This is a genomic window from Caenispirillum salinarum (genome assembly GCF_044803115.1).
Classification (GTDB): Bacteria; Pseudomonadota; Alphaproteobacteria; order Rhodospirillales; family Rhodospirillaceae; genus Caenispirillum; species Caenispirillum salinarum_A.
Window position 1 is genome coordinate 3,946,692 of record NZ_CP085224.1, and the last position, 21,943, is coordinate 3,968,634.

Sequence of the window (21,943 nt, forward strand, 5' to 3'; positions counted from 1 at the left end):
CTATCCCGGCCCGGCGGTGGACAGGTCCTCCGCCGGCAGGGTGGTCAGCGAATCGCCGATGGTCAGGTCGCTCACCCCGAAGGCGCCCATGAAATAGAACGGGTGGACCAGGCCCTGCACCCCCACCGACACCAGCGGCACGATGTCGGACCCCGGCCGGCCGGCGAAGCCCTGGCCGACGTGGGTGTACTCGATGTAGACGTTCTCGGCCGTGGCCCGCGGGAACAGGGCCGTGCCGTTGCCGTCCAGCATCTGCACGGCCGCCAGGACGCGGTTGAAGGCGGTGGCGTCGTAACCGGGGTCACCCAGCGTCGCGCAGCCGGGGCCGGTGCAGGCGCAGGCCCCGGCCTGGCAGCGCACGGCGAAGGCGTCCAGCGTCGCAAAGTCGAGCGACTGCCCGGGCACCAGGCCGCCGTCGACGACGCCGCTCCACGTCACCAGTCCGGGGGCGACGGGATCGGACTGAACCGCCTGCCGCGTGCCCTGGTATGTCGCCTTGTCGGCCAGGTTGGCCTGCCAGAAGGCAATGGCGAAGTCGACGATGGCGAAGGTGATCGAGAACAGGATCATGGCGACCAGGGTGAACTCCAGGATCACCGTGCCCCGCTCGTCGCGCCCCAGGCCGCGGGCCTTTCGGATGATGCGTGCATTCATGTGCCGTCTCCCGCGCCCTCAGCCGTTGCCGCCGCTGTAGCGTTCCTCGTGGGCCGCGGTCAGGTCGGGCGGCGCGAGCCCGATGACGCCCAGAAGCCCCACGTCCTTGTAGGGAAGCTGGATGACGACCCGCACGATCTCGGTTCCCGTCACCGCACCGGCCACGGGGCCGGTGACGCCGATGGTCGTCAGCCCCTCCGCCGGCCAATGGCTCAGGCGCGGCGTGCCGGAGCCGTCGGGATTGCCGTAGATGGCGATGTTCTGCGCGGCGGTGGTGGTGGTCGCATCGATGGCCGGCGCGCGGGCCAGGAAACGGGCGGTGGCGCGGGCGGCCGTCTCCACCACCTGGTGCATGTAGAGCATCCGCCCGAACTCAACGAAGCCTACCAGCAGCAGAAGAAGCACCGGCATCACCAGCGTCATTTCCACCAGCGCGACGCCGTCGTCGCGTCGCAGGAAATCCGGCCGAAGCCGGCGCGAATGCAAACGACGCATGGCATCACCTCCGGTAGATCTGCACCACGTCGCGGTGCATCTGCTTGATGGCGATCCCGTCCGCCGGGCCCAGGGACTCGACGTGGATGGTGGACCCGGCGGGGTCGCCCATGGGCTCGGTCAGGAAGACGAAGATGATGTCGTCGGGCGTGAAGCTCTTGGAATCGAAACCCGCCGCCCCGCAGTCCGCCACCACCACCGGCAACACCCGGCGATCGCGCAGAAGCCGCAGGTCGTTCTTCGGCGCGCCGTCGAAGTAGGTGTAGTCGGGCGTCGACAGCGCCGTGGTGTCCTTGAAGCATTGCGGGGCGCCGTCCTCGGTGGTGGTGCCGCCGCCGGCCGTCGTCTGCCCGGGCTGGACGATGGCGGTGTTCTCGATCTCGGCGCGATAGACCTCGAACCGCGTGGGCGAGGATGTGCCGTTGCGGAACTGGCCGCGGTAGGGGTCCAGGAAGGACTCGCTGCCGCCGTGGTTGATGTCGACGTAATTGCCCCAGCCGGCCGAGAAATCCCCGTCGCCGAAGCGCTCGCAGGTGCCGTCGGCGATGCAGTTGTCCTGCGGCAGGGCGGCGGCCTCGGCCGGGTCCAGGTCCTGCCGGTCGCACTTGGTGGAACTGCTGAGCGGGTTGCCCTGGGGCTCGGTCGCCTGCGTCACGTTGCGGGCCGGCACATAGGCCGCCTGCTCGCGCCACGGGCCGTTCCCGTCGGACGCCTGCGGCAGCCACCAGTCGAAGCGGGCGTTGAGGCCGGCCCGCACCTGCTGGAGGTTGACGCCGGCCTTCATCGCCATGTCGCTGCCGCGCACGCAGGTGCCGGTGACCGAGGCGATGTTCTGCCCCACCGCCTGGGCGCCGCAGTTGGTGGCGTCGTCGGCGGGACACAGCAGGCCGAACTGCCCGCCCACGTAACTGGCCGTGGAGCCGGTGGAGCCGGAACTGGGCTGCATGAAGCTCTTGATCATCTTGCCCGGGTCCAGTGCTGTCGGGTCCGACGGCTTGCACATGACCAGGGGCGGGATGCCGCAGATGAGCGGATCGTTTCCCGCCACCGCCGTCGCGCCCACCTGGTTGGTGCGGTCCGCCGCCTCGGTCGCCCCGGCCACCGCCGCGAACATGGCGGTGAAGCCCACTGGGGCCAGGCGCACCTCGATGAAGCGGGCCTCCGCCGGATCGGTGGTGACGTCGCCGGGGGCGATGGCGGTGTCGTCGCTGGCGGGCAGCGAGCGCAGGAAGCGCAGGCAGTTGGTGCCCGTCCCGTCGGCGCAGGTGGCGGTGGGCGCGGCGATGGTGCCCGGCGCGTCCCCGAAGTCCTGCCGGTTGAGGACGGCGGCGACGGCAGCCGTTGCGCGGCTGATGGCGTCGGTCCGGCCGTCCAGCTCCTGCGCGCCGGCCAGGGCGGCGGCGTCGGCGGCGTTCTGCGCCTGGGTGTGGGTGGTGGACAGGCGGCCGACGTCCATCGCCAGCACCCCCACGCCGCCCAGCACGGTCAGCAGCACGGTGACGTAGATCAGCGCGGTGCCGCGCTCGTCCCGGAGTAGATCGATCAGAAGCCGGACCATGGCGCGGGTCTCCTATGCCACGAAGGGCAGGCGCCAGGCCATGACCAGCCCGCCCGCCGCAATAGCAAGTCCGTAGGGCACTCCCTCGCCGGCCCTCAGCAGGCGCGGCAGAGGCGCATCGGCGAACCGCCCGGCGCCCAGGCGGGCCACCAGCCGCCGGGCGCCCAGCACCACCAGGGCCACGACGCCGCCGGCCACCGCCATGACCAGCAGGAACACCGGCGTCAGCGGCCCCAGCCACAGCGCGACGGCGGCGGCCAGCTTCACGTCGCCGCCGCCCAGCCATCCCATGGCGAAGCAGGCCGCGCCGCCGGCAAAGACCAGGGCCGCCGCCGCCGCGTGCCAGCCCCAGTCCACGGGCTGCGGCGCCAGCAGGGCCGCGGGCACGAAGGTCACGGCCAACAGCACGGTCAGCAGGTTGGGAATGCGGTACTTCATGCCGTCCCAGATGGCGGCGACGATCAACGGCGCGGCGAAGATCGCCGGCAGCACCTGGGACAGGGTCAGGGTGGCATTCATGCTGCGGTCCTCTCCGGCAAGCGATCAGGCCCCACCGCCCGCCGGGGCGACGGTGCGCAGGTGGTCGAGGTTGAGCCGGGCGGCCTCGAAGTAGCTGGGGCTGGCCTCCAGGCTGCGCACCAGCAGACTCTCCGCGTCGGCATGATCGCCCTTGAGCAGCGCCACATAGCCCACGTTGTTGAGCACCGCCGGCAGCTCCGCCGGGGTGGCGCCGGCCACGGCGTCGTCGTAGCGGCCCTGCCAGGCCAGCGCCAGGCGCAGGTTGACGCGCGGCATGTCCATGTCCCGCGCCAGGTGCGCGGCGCGGACCAGGTGGCGCGCCGCGTCCTGGTGACGGCCCTGGAGGATGAGCGAGAAGCCCAGGTTGTTGACCGGCCCGGCTTCCTCGGGCGCCAGCGCGATGGCCTTATCGTAGGCGGCCACGGCGGCATCCCAGTTCTGGCGGCGATCGTGAGCCGCCCCCAGGGCGTTCCAGGCGCGCCACAGGCCGTCGTCGGCGGCGACGGCGTCTTCCAGGGCCGGCAGGGCCTTTTCGGTCTGTCCCTCCTTCAGCCACGACAGGCCCACACCCTGGTGCGCGCGGGCCGTCACGGACGGCGCCACCTCGGGATTGGCGGCAAGGGCGGCGAAGGCGTCGCGGGCCTTGGCGGTCTCTCCGGCGGCCAGGGCCACCTCGGCCAGGCCCAGGGCGGCGCGGGTGTTGCCGGGATCGCGCGAGAGCACGATGCCGTAATGGGCCCGCGCGTCCTCCAGCCCACCGGCGGCCAGGGCGGCGTCACCACGCTCCAGCACCCGGTCCGCCGTGGCGACGGGCAGCGGCGCCCCCTGCCCCGTCGCCGACAGATCAGGCGCGGCGCCGCCGGTGGTGCCGGCGCAGGCGGACAGGCCGAGGACGGCGGCCACCGCCACGGCGGCCGCGCCCAGGCGGCGGCGGGCAGGCTCAACGGCTTGCGACTTGCTCATGATGCTGGTCATGGTGGTCTTTCCCCTGCTTGAGTATGGCGGCGTCGAAGGCCGCCAGATCGCTGCCCAGCACCAGCCGCACGTCCGCCGCCTGATCGGGCGCGTGGACGACGGTCACGGCATCGGGCAGCAGCGACGCCAGCGCGCGCGCCGCGCCGGCGTCGCCCGCGTCGCGCCAGAAGACGGCGGACGCGGCGTTGGAAAAGGTGTCGGCGTTGGTCAGGCGGCGGACCGGCACGCCGCGGTCGCCCAGCCAGGCGGCGGTGCGGGCGGCCATGCGGCGGATGCCGTTGCCGTTGGAAACCTCCACGGTGACGCCGTCGAAGAGGCCCGCCTCCACCGGCATGCCGCGGGAGACGGGGCCGGCAGCGGGCGCGGCCGGCAGGACGGCGTTCACCACGCGCCCCGCCGCCGGGGCCGGGGCTGGGGCCGCCGTCGCCGCCACCGCCACCGGAGCCGGCGACGCGGACCGCGCGGCCGGCGCGGCCCCCGCCAGCCGCGAGCGCGGTGCCTCGGCGGGCGGTGGCATGGGCAGCGAGACGGCGCGGGCACCGCTGCGGGTGGTGACAAGCTGAACCGTGGCGAAGTCGCGGCGGGTCAGGCGCGGCACCTGGTCGGCGGCTTCGGGCACCACGGCCACCTGTTCCTCCTCGGCCGCGCGGGCGGCGGAGACGGCTTCCACGGCACCCAGGTTCGCCTGCGTCACGCCGTCCTCCGGCGCCAGGTCGACGGCGTGGCGCAGGTACACGCGCGCCAGCTCGGGCTGGCCGCGCAGGTGCCGCGACCAGCCCATGTTGTTGAGCGTCGCCGGGTCGTCGGGGGCCAGCGTCAGGGCCTCCATGTAGGCGCGGTCGGCCAGGTCGAAGCGGCCCAGCCGGTCATAGGCGGCGGCCAGACCGTTGTGGGCGCCCACATGACGCGGGTCGCGCGCCGCCGCCGCCTGAAAGGCGTGGACGGCCGCCCCCCACCGTCCGGCGGCGAAATGGGCCTTGCCGGTCTCGTAGAGCTGCGCGGCGGGGCCGGCTGGCGCGTCGATGGTGCTGACGGCGCGGGTCTCGAAGCCGCCGGCGGCGCAGGACACCACCAGAAGCGCGGCGGCGCAGACGGAGGACAGGCGCAGAACTCGCATGGTCTCAGCCCTCCATGGTGGGGAACAGGGACCGCATGATGCGGATGGCCGCCGGCAGCATGAGCACCAGCACGAAGGCGGGCAGCAGGAACATGGCCATGGGCAGGATCATCTTGGCCGGCAGGCGCTGGGCCTTCTCCTCGGCGGCCATCATGCGGCGGTAGCGCATGTCGTCGGAGTAGACCCGCAGCGTGTCGCCGATGGAGGTGCCCAGCTCCTGCGACTGGATCAGCAGGGTGGAGAACGCGGTCACCTCCTCCACCCCCGTGCGGTCGGCCAGGTTGCGCAGGGCGTCCTCGCGGGCGCCGCCGGCACGCAGCTCCAGCGCGCAGGCGCGCAGGTGCTCGGACAGGACCGGGTGGGCGAGCCGGATTTCCTCGGCGACGCGGTTGATGGCGGCATCCAGGCCCATGCCGGCCTCGACGCACACCAGCATGAGGTCCAGCGCGTCGGGAAATCCCGCGCGCACGGCCCAGGCGCGCTCGCGCACCCGCAGGGCCACCACCGCCGACGGAATGTAGAAGCCCAGCGCCAGCAGCCCGGCGCCCAGCATCAGGATCTCGCTCATCTCCATCTGGCGCGAGACCACCGGCAGGGCCAGCACCAGCAGGCCCGGCAGCAGCACCGCCAGCGCCAGGCGCAGGCCGTAGTAGATGGTGATGGCGTTGGCCTGGGGGAAACCCGCGCGCAGCAACGTCAGGCGGATGCGCTTGCGCTCCTCCACCTTCTGCGGCTCCAGCGTTTCGCCGTAGGGCTTGAGGAAGGCTTCCACCTTCTGGAAGGCTCCGTCCGGGCGCAGGCTCACGTCGTCGTCGGGCGCACCGGCCGCGCCGCGCGCGCCCCGGCCGCCGCCGCGCTGGAACCGCCGCGCCGCGACGCCCGAGCGCAGTCCCGCGATTCCGTAGACGGCCAGCACCACGGCGGCGAAGACAAGCGCCAGCACGCCCGCCTCGGGCGTCAGCAGGACGGTCGGGTCGGCAAGGGCCGCGGCGATGGCGTCCATGGCGTGTCTCCTCGTTTCGGGCTCAGTAGCGGAAGTTGACCATGCGGAAGATCGTCACCACCCCGAGGGCCATGAGGACCCCGGCGATCATGAAGCCGGGCATGAACATCGGGTCGCTGGAGACCTCGGCGAAGTAGTCGGGGCTCAACACGTTCACCAGGCCGAACACCGCGAAGGGCGCGGCGGTGATGCACCAGGCGGAAAACCGCGACTGGGCCGACAGAGCCTTGACCTTCAGGCCGAAGCGGGCGCGCTCGCGGATGACGCGGGCCAGGCTGCCCAGCACCTCGGTCAGATTGCCGCCGGCGGTGCTCTGCAGGCGGATGGCGGTGACCATGAACGACAGTTCGTCCGACGGCACGCGCCGGACCATGCCGTCCAGCGCCTCGCGCAGGTCCAGGCCGTAGGTCATCTCGTCGACGACCAGGCCGAACTCGCTGCCGATGGGGTCGGACATCTGCTCGGACACCAGCTTCATGGCGGCCGTCGTCGGATGGCCGGCGCGCAGCGAGCGCACCACCATGTCCACGGCGTCGGGAAGCTGCATATTGAAGCGCTTCAGGCGGCGGCGGGCCTGGAGGTTCAGGACGGCGACCACCACCCCGACGCCGGCCGCCGCGCCCACCGGCAGGGCGATCATCAGACCGGCGCCGGCCAGCGCCATCAGCATCATGCCGACGACCACCGCCATCAGCGCCATCATCATCACCAGGCGCACCGGCGACGCGGCCACGCCGGAGCGCGCCGCGAGCCGGCCGAGCCAGCCCAGCGGCCCGCCCTGCGCCGCCTGCCCCGGCGTGTCGCGGCGCAGGGTCTCCATGACCTCTTCCGAGGACTTGCCCGACGCGCGCAGGCGCAGGCGGCGGTTCACGGCCTTGCGCGCCGCGCCGCCGCCGAACGCCATGTAGACGCCTTCCACCGCCAGCAGGACGGCCAGGAAGATGCCGCCGTAGACCAGGATCATCATGTCGAGCATGGCGATGTCTCCTCCTGCTCCATCAGCCCAGCGGCATGTCCGGCGAGAAGGTGCGGGAATCCAGATGGATGCCGCGCGCTTCCAGGTCGGGCAGGAAGGTGGGACGGATGCCTGTGGCCCAGAAATGGCCGTGAATGGTGCCGTCGGAGTCGGTGCTTTCGCGCTTGAAGCGGAAAACCTCCTGCATGGTGACGATCTCGCCCTCCATGCCGACGACCTCCGACAGGCTGACCATGCGGCGCTTGCCGTCGCTCATGCGCTCCACCTGCACGATGACGTCGATGGCCGAGGCCACCTGCTGGCGGATGGTGCGCAGCGGCAGGTCGAAGCCGGCCATGCCCACCATCTGCTCGATGCGCGAGATGGCGTCGCGGCAGGTGTTGGCGTGGACCGTGGTCATGGACCCGTCGTGGCCGGTGTTCATGGCCTGGAGCATGTCGAAGGCCTCGCCGCCGCGGCACTCGCCGACGATGATGCGGTCGGGGCGCATGCGCAGGGAGTTCTTCAGAAGCTCGCGCTGGGCGATCTCGCCCTTGCCTTCGATGTTGGGCGGGCGCGTTTCCATGCGGGCGACGTGCGGCTGCTGGAGTTGCAGCTCGGCGGCGTCCTCGATGGTGACGATGCGCTCGGTGCGGCCGATGAAACGGCTCATGGCGTTGAGCATGGTCGTCTTGCCCGAGCCGGTGCCGCCCGAGATGATGACGTTCAGCCGCCCCTCGACCACCGCCTTCAGCAGCGCCGCCATGGGCGGCACCAGCGAGCCGATCTCGATCATCCGTTCCAGGTGGATGGGCGTGCGCGAGAACTTGCGGATGGACAGAAGCGGCCCGTCCACGGCGATGGGCGCGCAGACGGCGTTGACGCGCGACCCGTCGGCCAGGCGGGCGTCCACCAACGGCGAACTTTCGTCGATGCGCCGGCCGATGGCCGAGACGATCTTGTTGATGATGCGCAACAGGTGGCGGTCGTCCTTGAAGGTGACCGTGGTCCGCTCCAGCCGGCCGCGGCGCTCCACGTAGACGCTCCTGGAGGTGTTGACCAGGATGTCGGAGACGCTGGGGTCCTTCAGAAGCGGCTCGATGGGGCCGAGGCCCAGGATCTCGTCCAGGATGTCGTCGACCAGCTGGGCGCGTTCCTGCTGGTTGACCATGACACGCTCGGCGTTGAGCTGGTCGCGCACCAGTTCGCCGATCTCGCGGCGGAACTGCTCGGGCTGCATCTTGTCGATGGCCGAGAGGTTCATGACCTCCAGAAGCTTCTGGTGCAGCCGCACCTTGAGCGCGATGTACTCCGCCGAGTCCGCGTCGACGCCCAGGTCGGCGGCGGCGGCGCCCTCTTGCGGCTCGACCGGAACCGGCCCGGCCTTCGCCGCCGGCATGGGGACCGAGGCATTGGCCGGCGGCTCGGGCGCCGGGGCGCGCCGGGCGAAGCGTCCGCCCCCGCGCGCAACGGCCGGGACGCCGGCGCTGCCGGTGGCGTTGGCGGTGGCCGGCGGATTTTCCGCCGCCGGCCTGCGGTTACCGAAGCTGCCGAACATGGTGTGTCCTCCCCTGCGTGTCGTCTCGCCGCGCCCCTGCCGGTGTTCAGCCGGCGGACGCGGCGGTTTCCGTTCTGCGGGCCGCCGCCAGCACGGCTTTCACCACGTCCTCCACCGCCTTGCGGGCGGGGCGCGCCTGGCGGGCCTCGAACAGCGTCTCGCCGGCGTCGACGGCGGCGGAGACCGCCTTCCAGTCGCTCGGGATCAGGTGGGTGAGCGGAATGCCCAGAGTCTTCTCGGCGCTCTTGACCATGTCCGAGCGGCCGAACAGCCCCCTGGCGGAGCGGTTGACGACGCCGATCACCGGCGTCTCCGACAGCCCCTCGGCGGCCAGGGTCTCAAGCTGCCGCGCCGCCTGATGGATGGCCGGCACGCTCATCTGCATGACCAGCAGCACCACGTCGGCCTGCTCCAGCACGGTGCGGGTCCAGTCGGTCCAGGCGCTCGGCAGGTCGATGACCGTGCAGCCCCACAGGTCGCGGCAGGCCGCCGCCAGGCGCTCCACCGCCTCGGGCGTCGCCTCGTCGAGCGGCACCACATGGTCGGGCGCGCCCAGCAGGTCCAGGCCCGACCGATGGTGCTGGACGGCGGCGCGCAGCATGTCGGCGTCCAGCCGGCGGCCGGCGCGCAGCACCTCCACCGCCGAGGTCTCCACCGGCATGTCGAGGAACAGCCCGCAGGTGCCGAACTGCATGTCCAGGTCCACCAGCCCGACGGCGCGGGGGCGGTTGGCGCGGCGGGCGAAGGCGGCGGCCACATGCACGGCCACCGTGGTCGCCCCGCAGCCGCCGCCGGCCTTGAGCACCGCCACCGTCAAGCCGCCGCGCCGCGCCGGACGCCGATCGGCGGCCGGAGCCTCGGGGGTGTCCGGCGGCACCGACGAGGTCCGCGCCCGCCGTGCCTGCGCCGCCTGGATGCCGGCCAGCAGGTCGGCCCGCGTCACCGGCTGCGGCACCACGTCGGCGATGCCCAGGCGCATGAGGCGGCGCAACCCCGCCAGGTCGGTGTCGGGCGCCGTCACCACCACGGGGACGTCCGCCCACGGGCCGGAGATCAGGCGGTCCAGCGCGTCGATTTCGGCACGGTCGGACAGGTCCAGGTCGACGATGACGAGGTCGGCCGCGGCAGCGTCCTGCGCCACCGCGCCGGCGGTTTCGGCCAGAGGGCCGACGCGCGTCGAGCAGCGTACCGCCCGGTCGGGGCCGAGCGCCGCCCGGACGGAGTCCGCCGTCGCCTCGGACCGGCAAAGCGCGGACACGGAGAGGGACTTGCTGGACATCATGTGGGTCATGGACGGGTCTCCTGTCGCGGGGCGGCGGAGCGGTGCGGGGCCGGACGGGCCGGCGGCTCACTCGCTTGCGCCGCTGCCTTCGCTCTTACTCAAGGCGCCGGTGGTGGTGCTGGGGGCCGGCGGGCGGATCACGGTGCCGGTGGCGTAGCGTTCGGTGGCGAGCGCCTGACGCCGGCCCGATCCGGTCGGCTGGGCCCCCGGTCCGTAGTCGGGCGCCGGGTTGATGATGTGCACCGCCATGTTGTGGCGCACGGCAGCACCGAAGTTGGGCGAGGTCTCTCCCGGCTCGGCGCAGGCGCCGAGGCTTGCGGCGGCGGCAAGGCCGAGGAGGACGGCGGGGATGCGGAAGGGGGCGATCATGGCCGGTGTCTCCCTCGGGCTCATTTCAGGATGTGGCCGTAGGGGCCGCTGATACCGCCGCCGGGGCGGGCGCCGAGCGCGCGGGCCTCGGCGGTTGCCGGCGCGACGGCGGCCTCGCCTTCCACCCTGCCCAGCAGGAACAGCTCGGCCGTGGTCGGCGGCGTGAAGAAATCCGTCGGCGCCGCCAGCGCGCCCGGCGGGGCCGGCTGGACCAGGTGCGGCGTGATGATGATGACCAGCTCCGTCTCGTTCTGCTGGAACTCGGTGGAGCGGAACAGCGCCCCCAGCACGGGCAGATCGCCGATGCCCGGAATCTGGCTGATGTTGTCCGAGAAATTGCTCTGCAGCAGGCCGGCGATGGCGAAGCTCTGGCCGTCGCGCAGTTCCACCGTGGTGGTGGTGCGGCGGGTGGACAGGCCGGGGATGGTGAAGCCCGACACGGTGACCGACGTGCTGGGGTCGATCTGGCTGACCTCGGGGCTGACCAACAGGTTGATCAGGTCGCCGTCCAGCACGGTCGGCGTGAAGCCCAGGCTGACGCCGAACTGCTTGAACTCGACCGTGATGGTGGTGCCGTCGGCGTCGCTGTCCTGGGCGACGGGAATGGGGAACTCGCCGCCCGCCAGGAAGGTGGCGGTGTCACCCGACAGCGCGATCAGGTTGGGCTCGGCCAGCACCTTGACCGCCCCCTTCTCCTCCAGCGCGTTCAGGGCGGTCTGGAGGAACCAGCGGCCGTCCAGCACGCCCAGCCCGGCGGTCAGGAAGGACTGCGGGTCCAGGATGTTGCTGACCAGCGCGACGGGGCTGGCGGCGACGTCCACGGGCGAGAAGTTGGAGCCGGCGCCCGCCGCCGCCGTGATGCCGCCCAGCCCGAGTTGGCGGGCGGTGGAGCGGCGCATCTCGGCCACCTTGACCGAGAGCATCACCTGCTGGCTGCCGTTGAGCGACAGCAGGTTGGTGACGGCGTCCGGCGCGTACCGCTCGGCCACCGACAGCACGCGCTCCAACTGGCGCGGGCTGGAGACGCTGCCCGACAGCACGATGCCGCCGTTGACGCCGCGCACCTCCACCGACTCGCCGGGCACGATCTCGTGCAGGCGGGCCTTCAGGCCGTCGACGTCGTAGGTGACGGTCAGGTCCACCACGGCGATCAGGCGGTTGCCGGGGCCGTAGATGGTCAGGTTGGTCGAACCCAGCTTCTTGCCAAGCACATAGATGCTGCGGTCCGTCAGCGGCATTACGTCGGCCACTTCCGGGTTGCCGACCAGGATGTCGGTAAAGCGGCGGTCGACGCGCAGCACCTGCGACTTGTCCACCGGCACCACCATGTCGCCGGCCATGCCGTCTTCGGTGGGCACAAGCAGGGGCGTGGGCGCTGTGGGCGCGGTCTGGGCCCGGGCCGCATCCGGCAGCACCGGCAGAACCAGGACGGCGGCCGCGAGGGCCAGGGCAACGGCGGGCCACACGGCATACGGCCTGCGGCGCGCGGAGAGGGTACGGACGGGGCGCATGTCCATGCCTCCTTGCGGGCGTTGATGACGAAGCGGATCAGGTGCCGGACAACTGCACGACCTGGTCGGACCCGCGCGGGACCAGCGCCGGCGGCGGCTCGGCCGGGGCGCGCTCGGGCGCGGGTGCGGGTATCAGGCGCGGAGCCGGAGCCGGAGCGGGCGCGGCGGCCGGCGGCGCGGCGCGCTGGCGCGGCTCGCTGGAAACCTTCTGCTCGCTGCTTTCCAGGCCGCGCACGACGCGCACAGTGGGGCGGCCGTCGCCGGCCGGCGCGGCGCGCACGACCGGCGCGGGGGCCGGGGCGGCCTCGGGCTCGGCCTTGGGCGGCTCGGGCACGCCCAGGTCGGTCAGCGTGACCTGGCGGGCGGCGGCGGCATTGACGTTGAGCACGTTGCGCAGGGCCAGGCTGAGCTGCCCGACCGTCTGGCCGAGGGTCAGCTTCTGGGCCTGCACGGGCGTGACCTCCAGCGTGACCGCGCGGGCGACGACGGGGTCGTCGTTCTTCTCGCTGGCCTGCTGGTCGACGCCCAGCACCTTGACGTTCTGCAACAGGATGTCGGTGACGCCCTCGTCGCGGTCGGGCGTGCGTGTCAGGATGACATCCACACGGTCGCCCGGCAGGACGAAGCCGGCGACGCCGTTGACGTCGTTGACGCGGATGGTCACCGCGCGCATGTCGTTGGCGATGATCGACGACAGCGTGGCACGGCCGCCGAAGCCGGAAACCTTGCTGGCGAGTACGGGCTCGCCGGGCTCGATGCCGCGCAGGACCACGCGGTTTTCACCGTCCGGGCCGCCCAGCAGGGCCTCGATGGACGTGAACGCGCCATCCGGCAGGGTCTCCGCCGGCCACCGGACGACCCGCAGGTTTTCCTCGGCCAGCGTGTTGCCGAAGTGCAGGGGCACGCGGGCGACGACGACGCCGGTCAGCTTGACCGCCGGCTCGGACGGCCCGGCCACCTGTGTGTTGCCCTCGACCCACTGCCGCGCCAGGAAGACCGAGCCGGTCCCCAGGGCCACCGCCAGGCCGAGAACAAGGATTGAACGCATACGCATGATCGCCTCCCCCGTGCCGGAGACGGAGCCGGGCCTTCAGGCGGCCCGGCTCCGGTGCTTCGCATCCGGTGCGACACCGGCTCAGAAGTTGCCGTTGAAGGTGTTCCAGTAGCCCAGGACCTTGGTCCCCACGGCGCTGATCACCGTGATGACGGCAGCCGCGATGAGGGCGAGCAGGATGGTGTATTCCACCAGGGCCAGGCCTTCGTCGTCCTTCATGAGCGAACGGCTGAGCGCAACAAACTTCGACATGTCTTCATCTCCTCGGCTGAACGGAGCAGTTGGATTTCGTCCGAGACAGTCGAGGCCACGCAAACACTTGGCGAGACGCCTCGACGACATGCAAAGGGTCGCAGGCGTCATGCCCCTGCCGCAATCTATCGGCGGGAGAGGACGTCCGATATTTTGAGCGAAGCGGACTCGCGGAAGGCGTACTCTCAGCCGCTATTCCCGCGGCGCCCGTTGACGTCGCGTCACCAACGGGTCGAGCGGCGGTGCCGCGGGCCAGTGGCGCCAACTTGCGGCCGATTCCGCAGAAATCCGTCGCGCCCAGGTTGCTGGGACGATGGCTTTCGGAGACGGTCTCACGACCGAGGTCGCAGACAGCGGGTGGGGCGAAGGACTCGGTCTACCACCCGCACCCGCCGAGAACAGCAATCTGACTCAGCCGGGGCGTGCGCGCGGCGGCTACGCCGAACGGCGAAAGAGGTATAAAATATTCGTTCAGGAGAGAAAGAAAAACACCGGCTTCCAGAAAGGGAAAGGCCCCGCCCGCCCCGGCGTCCCGGGAGCGGCGGGGCCAGGCGCCGCGGCGGCCGAGGGGCAGTCGACGGGGCGCCGGGTCAGAGCTGGTCGATGATCTTGCTGGCGGTGATGACGGCCTGGGTGCGGCTGGTCACGCCCAGCTTGCGCAGAATGGCCGAGACATGCGCCTTGACCGTACTTTCGGCGATGTCCAGCTCGTAGGCGATGATCTTGTTGGACTTGCCGGCCACCAGCATCTCCAGCACGCGGCGCTGCTGGTTGGTCAGGGCGCCCAGCTGCTCCACCAGCGCCTGCTCCTCGGGCGTGAGGGCGCGACCTTCCTCCAGCTGCTTCTCCAGGTCGGGCGGCAGGTAGATGTCGCCGTCCAGAACGCGGCGGAGCGCGTCGGCCATGTCGGCCTTGGACAGCGATTTCGGCAGGAAACCAGACGCCCCGAAGGTGAGCACCTGGCTGGCCGTCTGCGCCGTTTCCGTCGCCGAGACCACCACGATGGGCACCATGGGCACCTCGTTGCGCAGGGCGATCAGGCCGTTGAAGCCGTTCATGCCCGGCATGTTGAGGTCCAGCAGGATCAACTCCAGGGCCTCGTCCTCGCGGGCGGCGGCCATGGCCTCGTCGAAATTCTGCGCCTGGTGGGTGGCGTGGTCGGCGAAGGTTTCCGTCACCACCTGGAACAGGGCGTCACGGAACAGCGGGTGATCGTCGGCGATGAGGATGGAGCCGGCCTCGTCCGCAAGGACGGCGGGCGGCGTGTCGGCGGCGTTTTCCTTGGACATCAGCAGATCCCGGGGCATGCCCGTCCTTCTCCCTGTCATCGATATTTCTTTTTACTTATTTGGTTCGAAACCCTTTGAAGGAACGATACCCCCGCTCCGACGCTCGGGTCGAGTAGCACTTTGGAGGCATACACCAGACAGAAAATGGGCGGCCCGCGAGGAGCCGCCCGAGTCGTCCAGGTGAGGTGTCACATCGTCGTCGCGGAAACCGGCCCGATCAGGTGCGGCCGGCGTCCTTGGGCAGCTTGAAGACCCAGACCATGCCGCCCTGGTTCAGGTACTTGACCGACTTGGCGACCTCGCCGCCCCACAGCGGCACCGCGCCGCCCCAGCCGGAGACAACGGCCATGTACTGCTCGCCGTCCTCTTCCCAGGTGACGGGGCTGGAGACGACGCCCGAGCCGGTCTGGAACTTCCACAGTTCCTCGCCGCTTTCGGCGTCGAAGGCCTTGATGAAACCTTCCGGCGTGCCGAAGAACACCACGTCGCCGGCCGTGGAGAGAACGCCGCCCCACACGGGAGCCGGGTTCTTGTACTCCCACTTGATCTCGCCGGTGGTCGGGTCGATGGCGCGCAGGGCGCCGATGTAGTCCTCGTACAGCGGCTTGATGGTGAAGCCGGCACCCAGGTAGGCGGCACCCTTCTTGTAGGTCACCGGCTCGTTCCAGATGTCCATGCACCATTCATTGGCGGGCACGTAGAACAGCTTGCTCTTGGGGCTGTAGCCCATGGGCATCCAGTTCTTGCCACCCAGGAAGGACGGGCAGGAGACCACGGCCTCGCCCTTGGTGCCGTCGGCCTCGGCGGGGTTGCCGGGGCGGCCTTCGGGGATGACGATGGGCTTGTTGGCTTCCAGGTCCCAGCCCTCGGCCCAGGTGATCTTGGTCACGAAGGGAGTCACCGACAGGGGCTTGCCGGTCTCGCGGTCGGCGACGAAGAAGAAGCCGTTGCGGTCGGCCTTGGCGCCGGCCTTGATGGTCTTCCCGTCCTTTTCCATGTCGAAGGTGACGAACTCGTTCACCCCGTCGAAGTCCCAGCCGTCGTGCGGCGTGGTCTGCAGGTGCCACTTGATCTCGCCGGTGTCGGGATCGAGCGCCAGCGTGGACGACGAGTACAGGTTGTCGCCCGGCCGCAGGTGGCTGTTCCACGGCGCGGGGTTGCCGGTGCCGTAGTAGATGAGGTTGGTGTCGGGATCGTAGGTGCCGCCGTTCCAGGTCGCACCGCCGCCGAACTTCCACATGTCGCCTTCCCACGAGGCGTTCAGCGTGCCGGTCATGGTGCTTTCCTCGCCATTGAGGGTGCCCATGTGGCCCTCGATGACGGGACGCGACCAGATCGTTTCGCCGGTTTCGGCGTCGCGCGCCTCCACCTTGCCGACGACGCCGAACTCGCCGCCCGAGACGCCGGTGATGATCTTGCCGTTGACGATCATGGGCGCGGCGGTGGCGGAGTAGCCGGCCTTGTAGTCGCCGAGCGTCTTCTTCCACACGGTCTTGCCGGTCTTGGCGTCCAGCGCCACCAGCTTGGCGTCCAGCGTGGCGAAGTAGACCTTGTCGCCATAGAGGGCGGCGCCGCGGTTGACCACGTCACAGCAGGGCATGATGCCGTCGGGCAGGCGGGCTTCGTACTCCCACAGCTCCTCGCCGGTCTTGGTGTCGATGGCATAGAGGCGCGAATAGGACCCCGTGACGTACATCACGCCGTCCTTGATGAGCGGCTGGCTTTCCTGGCCGCGCTGCTTCTCGCCACCGAAGGAGAACGCCCAGACGGGCGTCAGATGCTGAATGGTGTCGCGGTTGATCTTGTCCAGCGGGCTGTAACGCTGGCCCTGCGGACCCAGGCCGTAGGAGACGACGTCGCCCGTGGTCTGCTGGTCGTTGACGATGTCCTCGTCCGTCACGCCCGCCGCCTGCGCCGGTGCCGTCATCAGGGCCAGCGCCAGGGACACGCCGGCCCCCGCCATCGCCCAGTTGCGAATGGAATGCTTCACCGCTTCCTCCCTTGTTCCGATGATCCCGCCCGCGCCCTTTTGGGCACAAGGGTAGCGTTCCCCAGAAAATCCGAAGAGAAATACCCTTCGTTTTTCAGTGGAGTTCCCGGGTCTTATCCAGGGTATGTTGATTATTTTCTTTGGCGGGCCTTTCGCCCGCAATGGTCAAAAAGTACTATCCTTATGCGGCCCGAAGGCCCGGTAGACGAAACCATGCGCATCCGCCACGGCCTCGTCTTCCGCCATGGCCGCCATGGCGCCATGGTGGGGAGACAGTTCGCACGCCGGGTCCATGGCCGCCGCGTCGCCGGCAATCGCCAGCGCCTGACAGCGGCAGCCGCCCCAGTCGATTTCCTTGCGGTCGCAGGAGCGGCAGTCCTTGGGCATCCAGGCATCGCCGCGATAGGCCTCGAAGGCCTGGCCGGTTTCCCAGATGGTCCGCAGCGGCGCGTCGCGCACCGTGTCGAAGGCAAGGCCCGGAATAGTCTCGGCGGCGTGGCACGGCAGCACCTTGCCTGTCGGCGTAACGTTGAGGAACCGCCGCGCCCAGCCGCCCATGCAGGCCTTGGGCCGGCGGGCGTGGTAGTCGGGGATGACGTAGTCGATGACCATCCGGCCGGTGTAGCGGTCCTGCCGCTCGCGCACGATCGCCGTCATCTCGGCCAGTTGCGCCTTGGACGGCATGAGCGCCGCCCGGTTCATCAGGCCCCAGCCGTAGTACTGGACGTTGGCGACCTCGGCCCGCTCGCACCCCATGTCCAGCGCCATGTCGATCATCGCGCCGACACGCGGCGCGTTGTGGCGGTGGATGACCAGGTTGGCCGTCAGCGCGAGGCCCGCGTCCTTGACCATCTGCGCCGCCGCCCGCTTCTTGGCCAGCGCGCCCTGATAGCCGCCGACGATGTTCGCCCCCTCTTCCTCGGAATCCTGGAAGGCGAGCTGCACGTGCTCGAGCCCCGCCTTGGCGAGATCGGCCACCATCGTTTCGTCCAGCAGCACGCCAGAGGTGATGAGGTTGGTGTACAGCCCCTCCGCCGCCGCGTGGCGCACCAGGTCCACGATATCGCGCCGGGCGGTCGGCTCCCCGCCGGAGAAATGCACCTGCATCACCCCCATGGCGGCGGCCTGGGACAGCACGTCGCGCCATTCGTCGGTGGAAAGCTCCCCCTCCGGCCGCTCCAGCGCAAGGGGGTTGGAGCAGTATGCGCAGCGCATGGGGCAGCGGTGCGTCAGTTCCGCCAGCATGGCGACGGGCAGGTCGACGGGCGGGGCGGCGTTCACCTGGGGCTTGGGGTGCAGGTTGGTCATGCGCGGACGAACCCCTTGTCGGCCAGCGCCTGGAGAAGCTCGCGGACATCGCCCGCGATGTCGTCCTCCGGCGCGTTGAACTCTTTCGCCAGCAGGCCCACGACGGCGGCGACGGAGCGTTCGCCGTCGCAGCGCTGGAGGATCTCCACCGCGATCTCGTCGGGCACCAGCATCCGCTCCGGCCCCAGCACCACCCAGCGGTCGCGCACGGTGTCGTGCTTGAGCGTGACGTGCGGGGCCAGGCGCGGAACGGACTCCGGCGTGATGTGCGTGCGGGTCACCAACATTCAGTCCTCCTGCGGGACGAAGGCCCCCGGCGGGATCATGCCCGGCGAGACGTAGGCGGCGTACAGCGCGTCAAGCTGCGCCCACAGCACGTTGCACTTGAAGGTCAGCGCGTTCAGCACCGCCGTCTGCTGCTCCACCGTCTTTGCGTTGTCGAGCACGTAGCGCAGGGCGAAGTCCACGTCGCGCGGGGCCTGGTCCAGGCGCTTGCGGAAGTAGGCCATGACCCGGTCTTCCACGAAATCGTAGTGCTCCAGCATGCCCGAAATGCGCTCGGCGTGGATCTTGGGCGCGAACAGTTCCGTCAGGCACGACGAAATGGCGACAAGGCCCGGATTGTCCCACACGAACCGCACATAGGCTTCCACGGCGAACCGCGTCGCCGGCAGGGCGCCCTGCTGGCTGATGACGTATTCGCGATCCAGCCCCAGGTGGTCGGTCAGGATCAACCAGCGTTCGATGCCGCCCCGGTCGGCGTCGCGGCCGTCGTGGTCGAGCACGCGCTGAAGCCAGATGCGGCGCAGCTCCCGGTCCTCCAGCCGCGCCATGACGGCGTGGTCCTTGCGCGGGATGGCCGCCTGATAGCAGTAGCGGTTGAGCGCCCAGGCCCGCACCTGATTCTTGGACAGTTTGCCGCCGTGCAGCAGCTTATGGAACGGGTGCAGGTTGTGGTAGCGCTCCGCCCCGATGGCGTGCAGCGCGGCCTCCAGCTCGGACGGGCTCATGGGCGCGGCGTCGGCGACGGGCGGGCGAACGAACTGGAAGGTCATAGGGCAATCTCCATCCCGTCGAAGGCCACGTCCCAGCCGGCCTCTTCCACCGCGCGGCGCTCGGCGGTGTCGGCGACAAGGACGGGGTTGGTGTTGTTGATGTGGATGTAGACCTTGCGGCCGATATCCAGCGGCGCGAAGGCGGCGAGCGACCCCTCGGGCCCGCTCATGGCCATGTGGCCCATGCGCCCGGCGGTCTTGGTGCCGACCTTGTGGGCGGCCATCTCGTCGTCGGTGAAGGTGGTGCCGTCGAACAGCACCAGGGCCGCGCCCTCCAGCCGGGCCGGCAGATCGGGCGGCAGCGCGGCGCAGCCGGGAATGTAGTAGAAGTGCGAGCCTTCCTCGCCGCCGGGCAGGACCTCCGTCACCTTGACGCCCACGGTATCCTCGGGGACGGAGCCGAAGCCGGGCTTGGTGGGGTCCTCCAGCCACAGCGCGATCTTGCCGGGCACGGGGAACAGTTCCACCGTGAAGCCCAGGCCCTCCCCGCTCGCGTCGGTCAGGGGCTCGGGCGTGTCGACGGCCAGCGGGCGGCGGTCGACGATGTCGCGGTTGAGCACGTTGAAGATGGCATTCGCGCCCAGAATGTCGTGCACGCGCTTCGTGGCGTAGAGCGGGAACGGATGCCCCTCGCGCAGGGTGAGCAGGCCGGCGACGTGATCCACGTCGGCGTTTGTCACCACCACGGCCGAGATGGGGCTGTGGCGGGTGTCGCTGACGGGGTGCAGCGTCGGGCGGTCGAGAAGCTGGCGGCCCAGGTCGGGCGATGCGTTGATGAGCGTCCAGCGCAGGCCGTCGGCGGACACCGCGATGGACGACTGGGTGCGGACAGGGGCCGCCGGATCACCGGCACGGGCGCGGCGGCACTGGGCGCAGCCGCAATTCCACTGGGGAAAACCACCACCGGCTCCCGCGCCGAGGACTAGGATGCGAAGCAAGGCGTGCTCCTGTGCTCATCGTTCATCGTAGGGGGCGGGAGCCGGCGGGGCTGATCGGTACCGGCCGGCGCTCAGTCTTCGGCGCAGGCGTAGCTGTTGATTTCCAGGCCGACCATGATCTCGACGAACTTCGGCTTCTTCCAGGTCTTCATCGCGTCATCCTTTCCAGGTTTCGAGGTATCTCGGGTGACAGGAAAACTGTAGGGCCGGGGGTGCTTCACCAACAATGCGACTTTGGACTAGTTGGCGGGTTCGGATGATTGGGCGGTCTCGCGAGGGTGGCCACCCCACCCCGTCAGTTCGACGCCGGCGGCAGGCTGTCCCGGGCGATCTCCGGGTAGAGCGTCAGCACGCTGCGGGTCAGTTCGTCGCGCACCAGGGCCATGTCGGCGAACTCGGCCGGGATGGGCATGCGGATGACTTCCGTGATCTCGCGCCCGCCGGCGGCGGCCTCGCGCAGGGCGCCGTCCAGCCATCGCACGTAGGCGCGCGTCTGCTCAATGGGGCCGGCGTCTTGCGCGACCGGACCGTGGCCCGGCACCAGAACCTTGAAGTCCAGCGCCTCGAGCGTGTCCAGCGAGTCCAGCCACACCGAGGCGTCGGCGTGCGGGAACGTCGGCGCGCGGTCGTGGAAGACCAGGTCGGAGGCGAACAGAACCCCCGTCGTCTCGTCCAGCACCACCAGGTCGCTCTCGGTGTGGCCGGACAACTCCAGAAGCCGCAGGGTGTGGCCCCCGACCTCGATCACCTGCCCGCCTTCCAGGGTTTCCGACGGCACGACGGCTTCCGTGCCGCGCATCCAGTCGCCGCTGAGGCGGTAGAGGTTTTCCGTCACCATGGTCCCCTCCGAGGCGATGCCCGAGCGGGTGGAGGCGGTGGCACCCACCGGCACGTCCTCGAACGCCTGGCCGCCCAGGAAGTGGTCGGGGTGCAGGTGGGTGACGATGACGCGCACGATGGGCTTGTCGGTCACCTCGGCAATGGCGGCGCGCAACTCCTCGCCGTAGCGCCTGGATGGGCCGTTGTCGATGACCACCACGCCCTCTTCGGTGACGATGAAGGCGGTGTTGACGATGTTGCCGCCGTTCTCGCGGGTGAAGTATTCCCGCGTGCCCTCCAGCACATAGGTTCCGGGCGCGACCTGCTGCGGCGCAAGGTCGTAGGTCAGCTCGGCGGCCTTGGCGGGCACGGCGAGCGCCAGCGCCACGGCGGAAAGGATCAGGGCGCGGCGGATCATCGCATGGCCTCCTGCAGGGGCGGCGGCGGCATGGTCTGGCTGGGGGCCGGAATGGATGCCGATACCTCGTTGGCGTCGCTGTCGACGCCGGAGACCGCGTAGGCGGTGCCGGGGGCCGTGACACCGTCCGGCGCGATCTCCAGCGTCAACACGGGGTTGGTGCTCATGGCCGACCAGGCCGTGATGCGCGCAACCTCCTCGCCGGCCGCATTGGTGATGGTCAGGCGGTCGAGGAAGAATTCAGGGATGTTGTCCACCAGCCCCGTGTCCATGGGGTGATGGATCATCAGCCGCAGCCGGTCCGCCCCGTCCACCGTGCGCCAGGCGCGGGCGCGGACTTCGCCCAGGTGGTCCTCCCAGTTGCCGCCGTCGGCGACGAGCCGGGGTGCGGCGCAACCGCCGCCGGGGGCCTGGACCACGGTTCCGCCCAGGTGCCACACGCCGTCGCCGGTCTTCACCGCCGCGCGGATCGCCGTGCCCTCGTTGACCTTCATGCGCAGCGCGATGAACGGCCGGGCCTTGATGGGCTCCAGCAACACCGCGCGGGGGATGGGGTTCAGGTCGCCCAGCACGAGGATCTGCTTGACGTCCGGGATGCCGTCGGCGCGCACCGAGACGGGCACCATGCGCCCGTCCTCCACCTTTTCCGGCGCGAAGACCTGCACGCGGTCGTCGAACACCACCGGCTCGCCGTTCAGAAGCTGTTCGTGGACGTAATCCCAGACGACGGAGTCCAGCGGGTCCGTCACGTCGGACGCACCGGCGGGGGCTGCGGCGAGGCAGGCCGCGACGGCAAGGCTCGCGAGGGAGGATAGGCGCATGGG

The 21,943-nt window shown here is 70.4% G+C and carries 23 protein-coding genes; all 23 read right to left on the minus strand.

From position 1 onward, the window contains the following. Window positions 1-654 (minus strand): TadE/TadG family type IV pilus assembly protein, encoded by a 654-nt coding sequence (locus tag LG334_RS18070; RefSeq protein ID WP_404380109.1) that lies wholly within the window; start codon window positions 652-654, stop codon window positions 1-3. Window positions 655-672: 18 nt separating this feature from the next. Next, on the minus strand, window positions 673-1,149 hold the full coding sequence (locus LG334_RS18075) for a TadE/TadG family type IV pilus assembly protein (RefSeq protein WP_404380111.1): 477 nt from the start codon (window positions 1,147-1,149) through the stop codon (window positions 673-675). A 4-nt stretch (window positions 1,150-1,153) separates the two neighbouring features. Further along, a complete protein-coding gene (locus LG334_RS18080; protein ID WP_404380113.1) occupies window positions 1,154-2,707 on the minus strand; it encodes a pilus assembly protein TadG-related protein in 1,554 nt (517 codons plus the stop codon). A 12-nt stretch (window positions 2,708-2,719) separates the two neighbouring features. Then, window positions 2,720-3,226 carry a prepilin peptidase gene (locus tag LG334_RS18085; RefSeq protein ID WP_404380115.1) on the minus strand — a complete coding sequence of 169 codons (507 nt, stop codon included), beginning with the start codon at window positions 3,224-3,226 and terminating at the stop codon, window positions 2,720-2,722. Between the two features lie 24 nt (window positions 3,227-3,250). Then, window positions 3,251-4,201 carry a tetratricopeptide repeat protein gene (locus tag LG334_RS18090; RefSeq protein WP_404380117.1) on the minus strand — a complete coding sequence of 317 codons (951 nt, stop codon included), beginning with the start codon at window positions 4,199-4,201 and terminating at the stop codon, window positions 3,251-3,253. Then, the gene (locus LG334_RS18095; protein ID WP_404380119.1) at window positions 4,167-5,318 is read right to left on the minus strand and encodes a LytR C-terminal domain-containing protein; all 1,152 of its coding nucleotides are present in this window, start codon (window positions 5,316-5,318) and stop codon (window positions 4,167-4,169) included. Before LG334_RS18095 ends, LG334_RS18090 begins: the two co-directional genes overlap by 35 nt. A 4-nt stretch (window positions 5,319-5,322) precedes the next feature. Beyond that, entirely contained in the window at window positions 5,323-6,321 is a 999-nt protein-coding gene (locus tag LG334_RS18100) for a type II secretion system F family protein (RefSeq protein ID WP_404380121.1), read from the minus strand. A 22-nt stretch (window positions 6,322-6,343) separates the two neighbouring features. After that, complete coding sequence (locus tag LG334_RS18105) at window positions 6,344-7,297, minus strand: type II secretion system F family protein (protein ID WP_404380123.1); 954 nt, start codon at window positions 7,295-7,297, stop codon at window positions 6,344-6,346. A 22-nt stretch (window positions 7,298-7,319) separates the two neighbouring features. After that, window positions 7,320-8,834, minus strand: coding sequence for a CpaF family protein (locus LG334_RS18110; protein WP_404380125.1), 1,515 nt, complete (start codon window positions 8,832-8,834; stop codon window positions 7,320-7,322). Between the two features lie 46 nt (window positions 8,835-8,880). Next, on the minus strand, window positions 8,881-10,125 hold the full coding sequence (locus LG334_RS18115; protein WP_404380127.1) for a CpaE family protein: 1,245 nt from the start codon (window positions 10,123-10,125) through the stop codon (window positions 8,881-8,883). Between the two features lie 57 nt (window positions 10,126-10,182). Continuing rightward, a complete protein-coding gene (locus LG334_RS18120; protein WP_404380129.1) occupies window positions 10,183-10,485 on the minus strand; it encodes a hypothetical protein in 303 nt (100 codons plus the stop codon). Between the two features lie 20 nt (window positions 10,486-10,505). After that, window positions 10,506-11,996, minus strand: a complete 1,491-nt coding sequence (locus LG334_RS18125) for a type II and III secretion system protein family protein (protein ID WP_404380131.1) — start codon at window positions 11,994-11,996, stop codon at window positions 10,506-10,508. Window positions 11,997-12,033: 37 nt separating this feature from the next. Next, complete coding sequence (gene cpaB / locus LG334_RS18130; RefSeq protein ID WP_404380133.1) at window positions 12,034-13,050, minus strand: Flp pilus assembly protein CpaB; 1,017 nt, start codon at window positions 13,048-13,050, stop codon at window positions 12,034-12,036. Window positions 13,051-13,131: 81 nt separating this feature from the next. Then, entirely contained in the window at window positions 13,132-13,302 is a 171-nt protein-coding gene (locus LG334_RS18135) for a Flp family type IVb pilin (RefSeq protein WP_404380135.1), read from the minus strand. A gap of 590 nt (window positions 13,303-13,892) precedes the next feature. Then, entirely contained in the window at window positions 13,893-14,591 is a 699-nt protein-coding gene (locus tag LG334_RS18140) for a response regulator (RefSeq protein WP_404386410.1), read from the minus strand. A gap of 217 nt (window positions 14,592-14,808) precedes the next feature. Continuing rightward, window positions 14,809-16,581 carry a PQQ-dependent methanol/ethanol family dehydrogenase gene (locus tag LG334_RS18145; RefSeq protein WP_404380137.1) on the minus strand — a complete coding sequence of 591 codons (1,773 nt, stop codon included), beginning with the start codon at window positions 16,579-16,581 and terminating at the stop codon, window positions 14,809-14,811. Window positions 16,582-16,746: 165 nt separating this feature from the next. After that, a complete protein-coding gene (gene pqqE / locus LG334_RS18150; RefSeq protein ID WP_404380139.1) occupies window positions 16,747-17,889 on the minus strand; it encodes a pyrroloquinoline quinone biosynthesis protein PqqE in 1,143 nt (380 codons plus the stop codon). Then, window positions 17,886-18,176, minus strand: a complete 291-nt coding sequence (gene pqqD / locus LG334_RS18155; RefSeq protein WP_404380141.1) for a pyrroloquinoline quinone biosynthesis peptide chaperone PqqD — start codon at window positions 18,174-18,176, stop codon at window positions 17,886-17,888. Before pqqD ends, pqqE begins: the two co-directional genes overlap by 4 nt. Beyond that, window positions 18,177-18,944, minus strand: coding sequence for a pyrroloquinoline-quinone synthase PqqC (gene pqqC / locus LG334_RS18160; protein WP_404380143.1), 768 nt, complete (start codon window positions 18,942-18,944; stop codon window positions 18,177-18,179). Next, window positions 18,941-19,882 carry a pyrroloquinoline quinone biosynthesis protein PqqB gene (gene pqqB / locus LG334_RS18165; protein WP_404380145.1) on the minus strand — a complete coding sequence of 314 codons (942 nt, stop codon included), beginning with the start codon at window positions 19,880-19,882 and terminating at the stop codon, window positions 18,941-18,943. Before pqqB ends, pqqC begins: the two co-directional genes overlap by 4 nt. Window positions 19,883-19,953: 71 nt before the next feature. Beyond that, window positions 19,954-20,034 (minus strand): pyrroloquinoline quinone precursor peptide PqqA, encoded by an 81-nt coding sequence (gene pqqA, locus LG334_RS18170; protein WP_043645842.1) that lies wholly within the window; start codon window positions 20,032-20,034, stop codon window positions 19,954-19,956. A gap of 143 nt (window positions 20,035-20,177) precedes the next feature. Then, window positions 20,178-21,119 (minus strand): quinoprotein relay system zinc metallohydrolase 1, encoded by a 942-nt coding sequence (locus tag LG334_RS18175; RefSeq protein WP_404380147.1) that lies wholly within the window; start codon window positions 21,117-21,119, stop codon window positions 20,178-20,180. Beyond that, entirely contained in the window at window positions 21,116-21,940 is an 825-nt protein-coding gene (locus tag LG334_RS18180) for a quinoprotein dehydrogenase-associated SoxYZ-like carrier (protein WP_404380149.1), read from the minus strand. The genes LG334_RS18175 and LG334_RS18180 overlap by 4 nt, the downstream gene beginning before the upstream one ends. Window positions 21,941-21,943: the final 3 nt, after the last annotated feature.

What these genes read in the sequence shown, in the direction of transcription:
- LG334_RS18070 (WP_404380109.1), bottom strand. Translation starts at nt 654, where the DNA reads ATGAATGCACGCATCATCCGAAAGGCCCGCGGCCTGGGGCGCGACGAG.
- LG334_RS18075 (WP_404380111.1), bottom strand. Translation starts at nt 1,149, where the DNA reads ATGCGTCGTTTGCATTCGCGCCGGCTTCGGCCGGATTTCCTGCGACGC.
- LG334_RS18080 (WP_404380113.1), bottom strand. Translation starts at nt 2,707, where the DNA reads ATGGTCCGGCTTCTGATCGATCTACTCCGGGACGAGCGCGGCACCGCG.
- LG334_RS18085 (WP_404380115.1), bottom strand. Translation starts at nt 3,226, where the DNA reads ATGAATGCCACCCTGACCCTGTCCCAGGTGCTGCCGGCGATCTTCGCC.
- LG334_RS18090 (WP_404380117.1), bottom strand. Translation starts at nt 4,201, where the DNA reads ATGACCAGCATCATGAGCAAGTCGCAAGCCGTTGAGCCTGCCCGCCGC.
- LG334_RS18095 (WP_404380119.1), bottom strand. Translation starts at nt 5,318, where the DNA reads ATGCGAGTTCTGCGCCTGTCCTCCGTCTGCGCCGCCGCGCTTCTGGTG.
- LG334_RS18100 (WP_404380121.1), bottom strand. Translation starts at nt 6,321, where the DNA reads ATGGACGCCATCGCCGCGGCCCTTGCCGACCCGACCGTCCTGCTGACG.
- LG334_RS18105 (WP_404380123.1), bottom strand. Translation starts at nt 7,297, where the DNA reads ATGCTCGACATGATGATCCTGGTCTACGGCGGCATCTTCCTGGCCGTC.
- LG334_RS18110 (WP_404380125.1), bottom strand. Translation starts at nt 8,834, where the DNA reads ATGTTCGGCAGCTTCGGTAACCGCAGGCCGGCGGCGGAAAATCCGCCG.
- LG334_RS18115 (WP_404380127.1), bottom strand. Translation starts at nt 10,125, where the DNA reads ATGACCCACATGATGTCCAGCAAGTCCCTCTCCGTGTCCGCGCTTTGC.
- LG334_RS18120 (WP_404380129.1), bottom strand. Translation starts at nt 10,485, where the DNA reads ATGATCGCCCCCTTCCGCATCCCCGCCGTCCTCCTCGGCCTTGCCGCC.
- LG334_RS18125 (WP_404380131.1), bottom strand. Translation starts at nt 11,996, where the DNA reads ATGCGCCCCGTCCGTACCCTCTCCGCGCGCCGCAGGCCGTATGCCGTG.
- cpaB (WP_404380133.1), bottom strand. Translation starts at nt 13,050, where the DNA reads ATGCGTATGCGTTCAATCCTTGTTCTCGGCCTGGCGGTGGCCCTGGGG.
- LG334_RS18135 (WP_404380135.1), bottom strand. Translation starts at nt 13,302, where the DNA reads ATGTCGAAGTTTGTTGCGCTCAGCCGTTCGCTCATGAAGGACGACGAA.
- LG334_RS18140 (WP_404386410.1), bottom strand. Translation starts at nt 14,591, where the DNA reads ATGTCCAAGGAAAACGCCGCCGACACGCCGCCCGCCGTCCTTGCGGAC.
- pqqE (WP_404380139.1), bottom strand. Translation starts at nt 17,889, where the DNA reads ATGACCAACCTGCACCCCAAGCCCCAGGTGAACGCCGCCCCGCCCGTC.
- pqqD (WP_404380141.1), bottom strand. Translation starts at nt 18,176, where the DNA reads ATGTTGGTGACCCGCACGCACATCACGCCGGAGTCCGTTCCGCGCCTG.
- pqqC (WP_404380143.1), bottom strand. Translation starts at nt 18,944, where the DNA reads ATGACCTTCCAGTTCGTTCGCCCGCCCGTCGCCGACGCCGCGCCCATG.
- pqqA (WP_043645842.1), bottom strand. Translation starts at nt 20,034, where the DNA reads ATGAAGACCTGGAAGAAGCCGAAGTTCGTCGAGATCATGGTCGGCCTG.
- LG334_RS18175 (WP_404380147.1), bottom strand. Translation starts at nt 21,119, where the DNA reads ATGATCCGCCGCGCCCTGATCCTTTCCGCCGTGGCGCTGGCGCTCGCC.
- LG334_RS18180 (WP_404380149.1), bottom strand. Translation starts at nt 21,940, where the DNA reads ATGCGCCTATCCTCCCTCGCGAGCCTTGCCGTCGCGGCCTGCCTCGCC.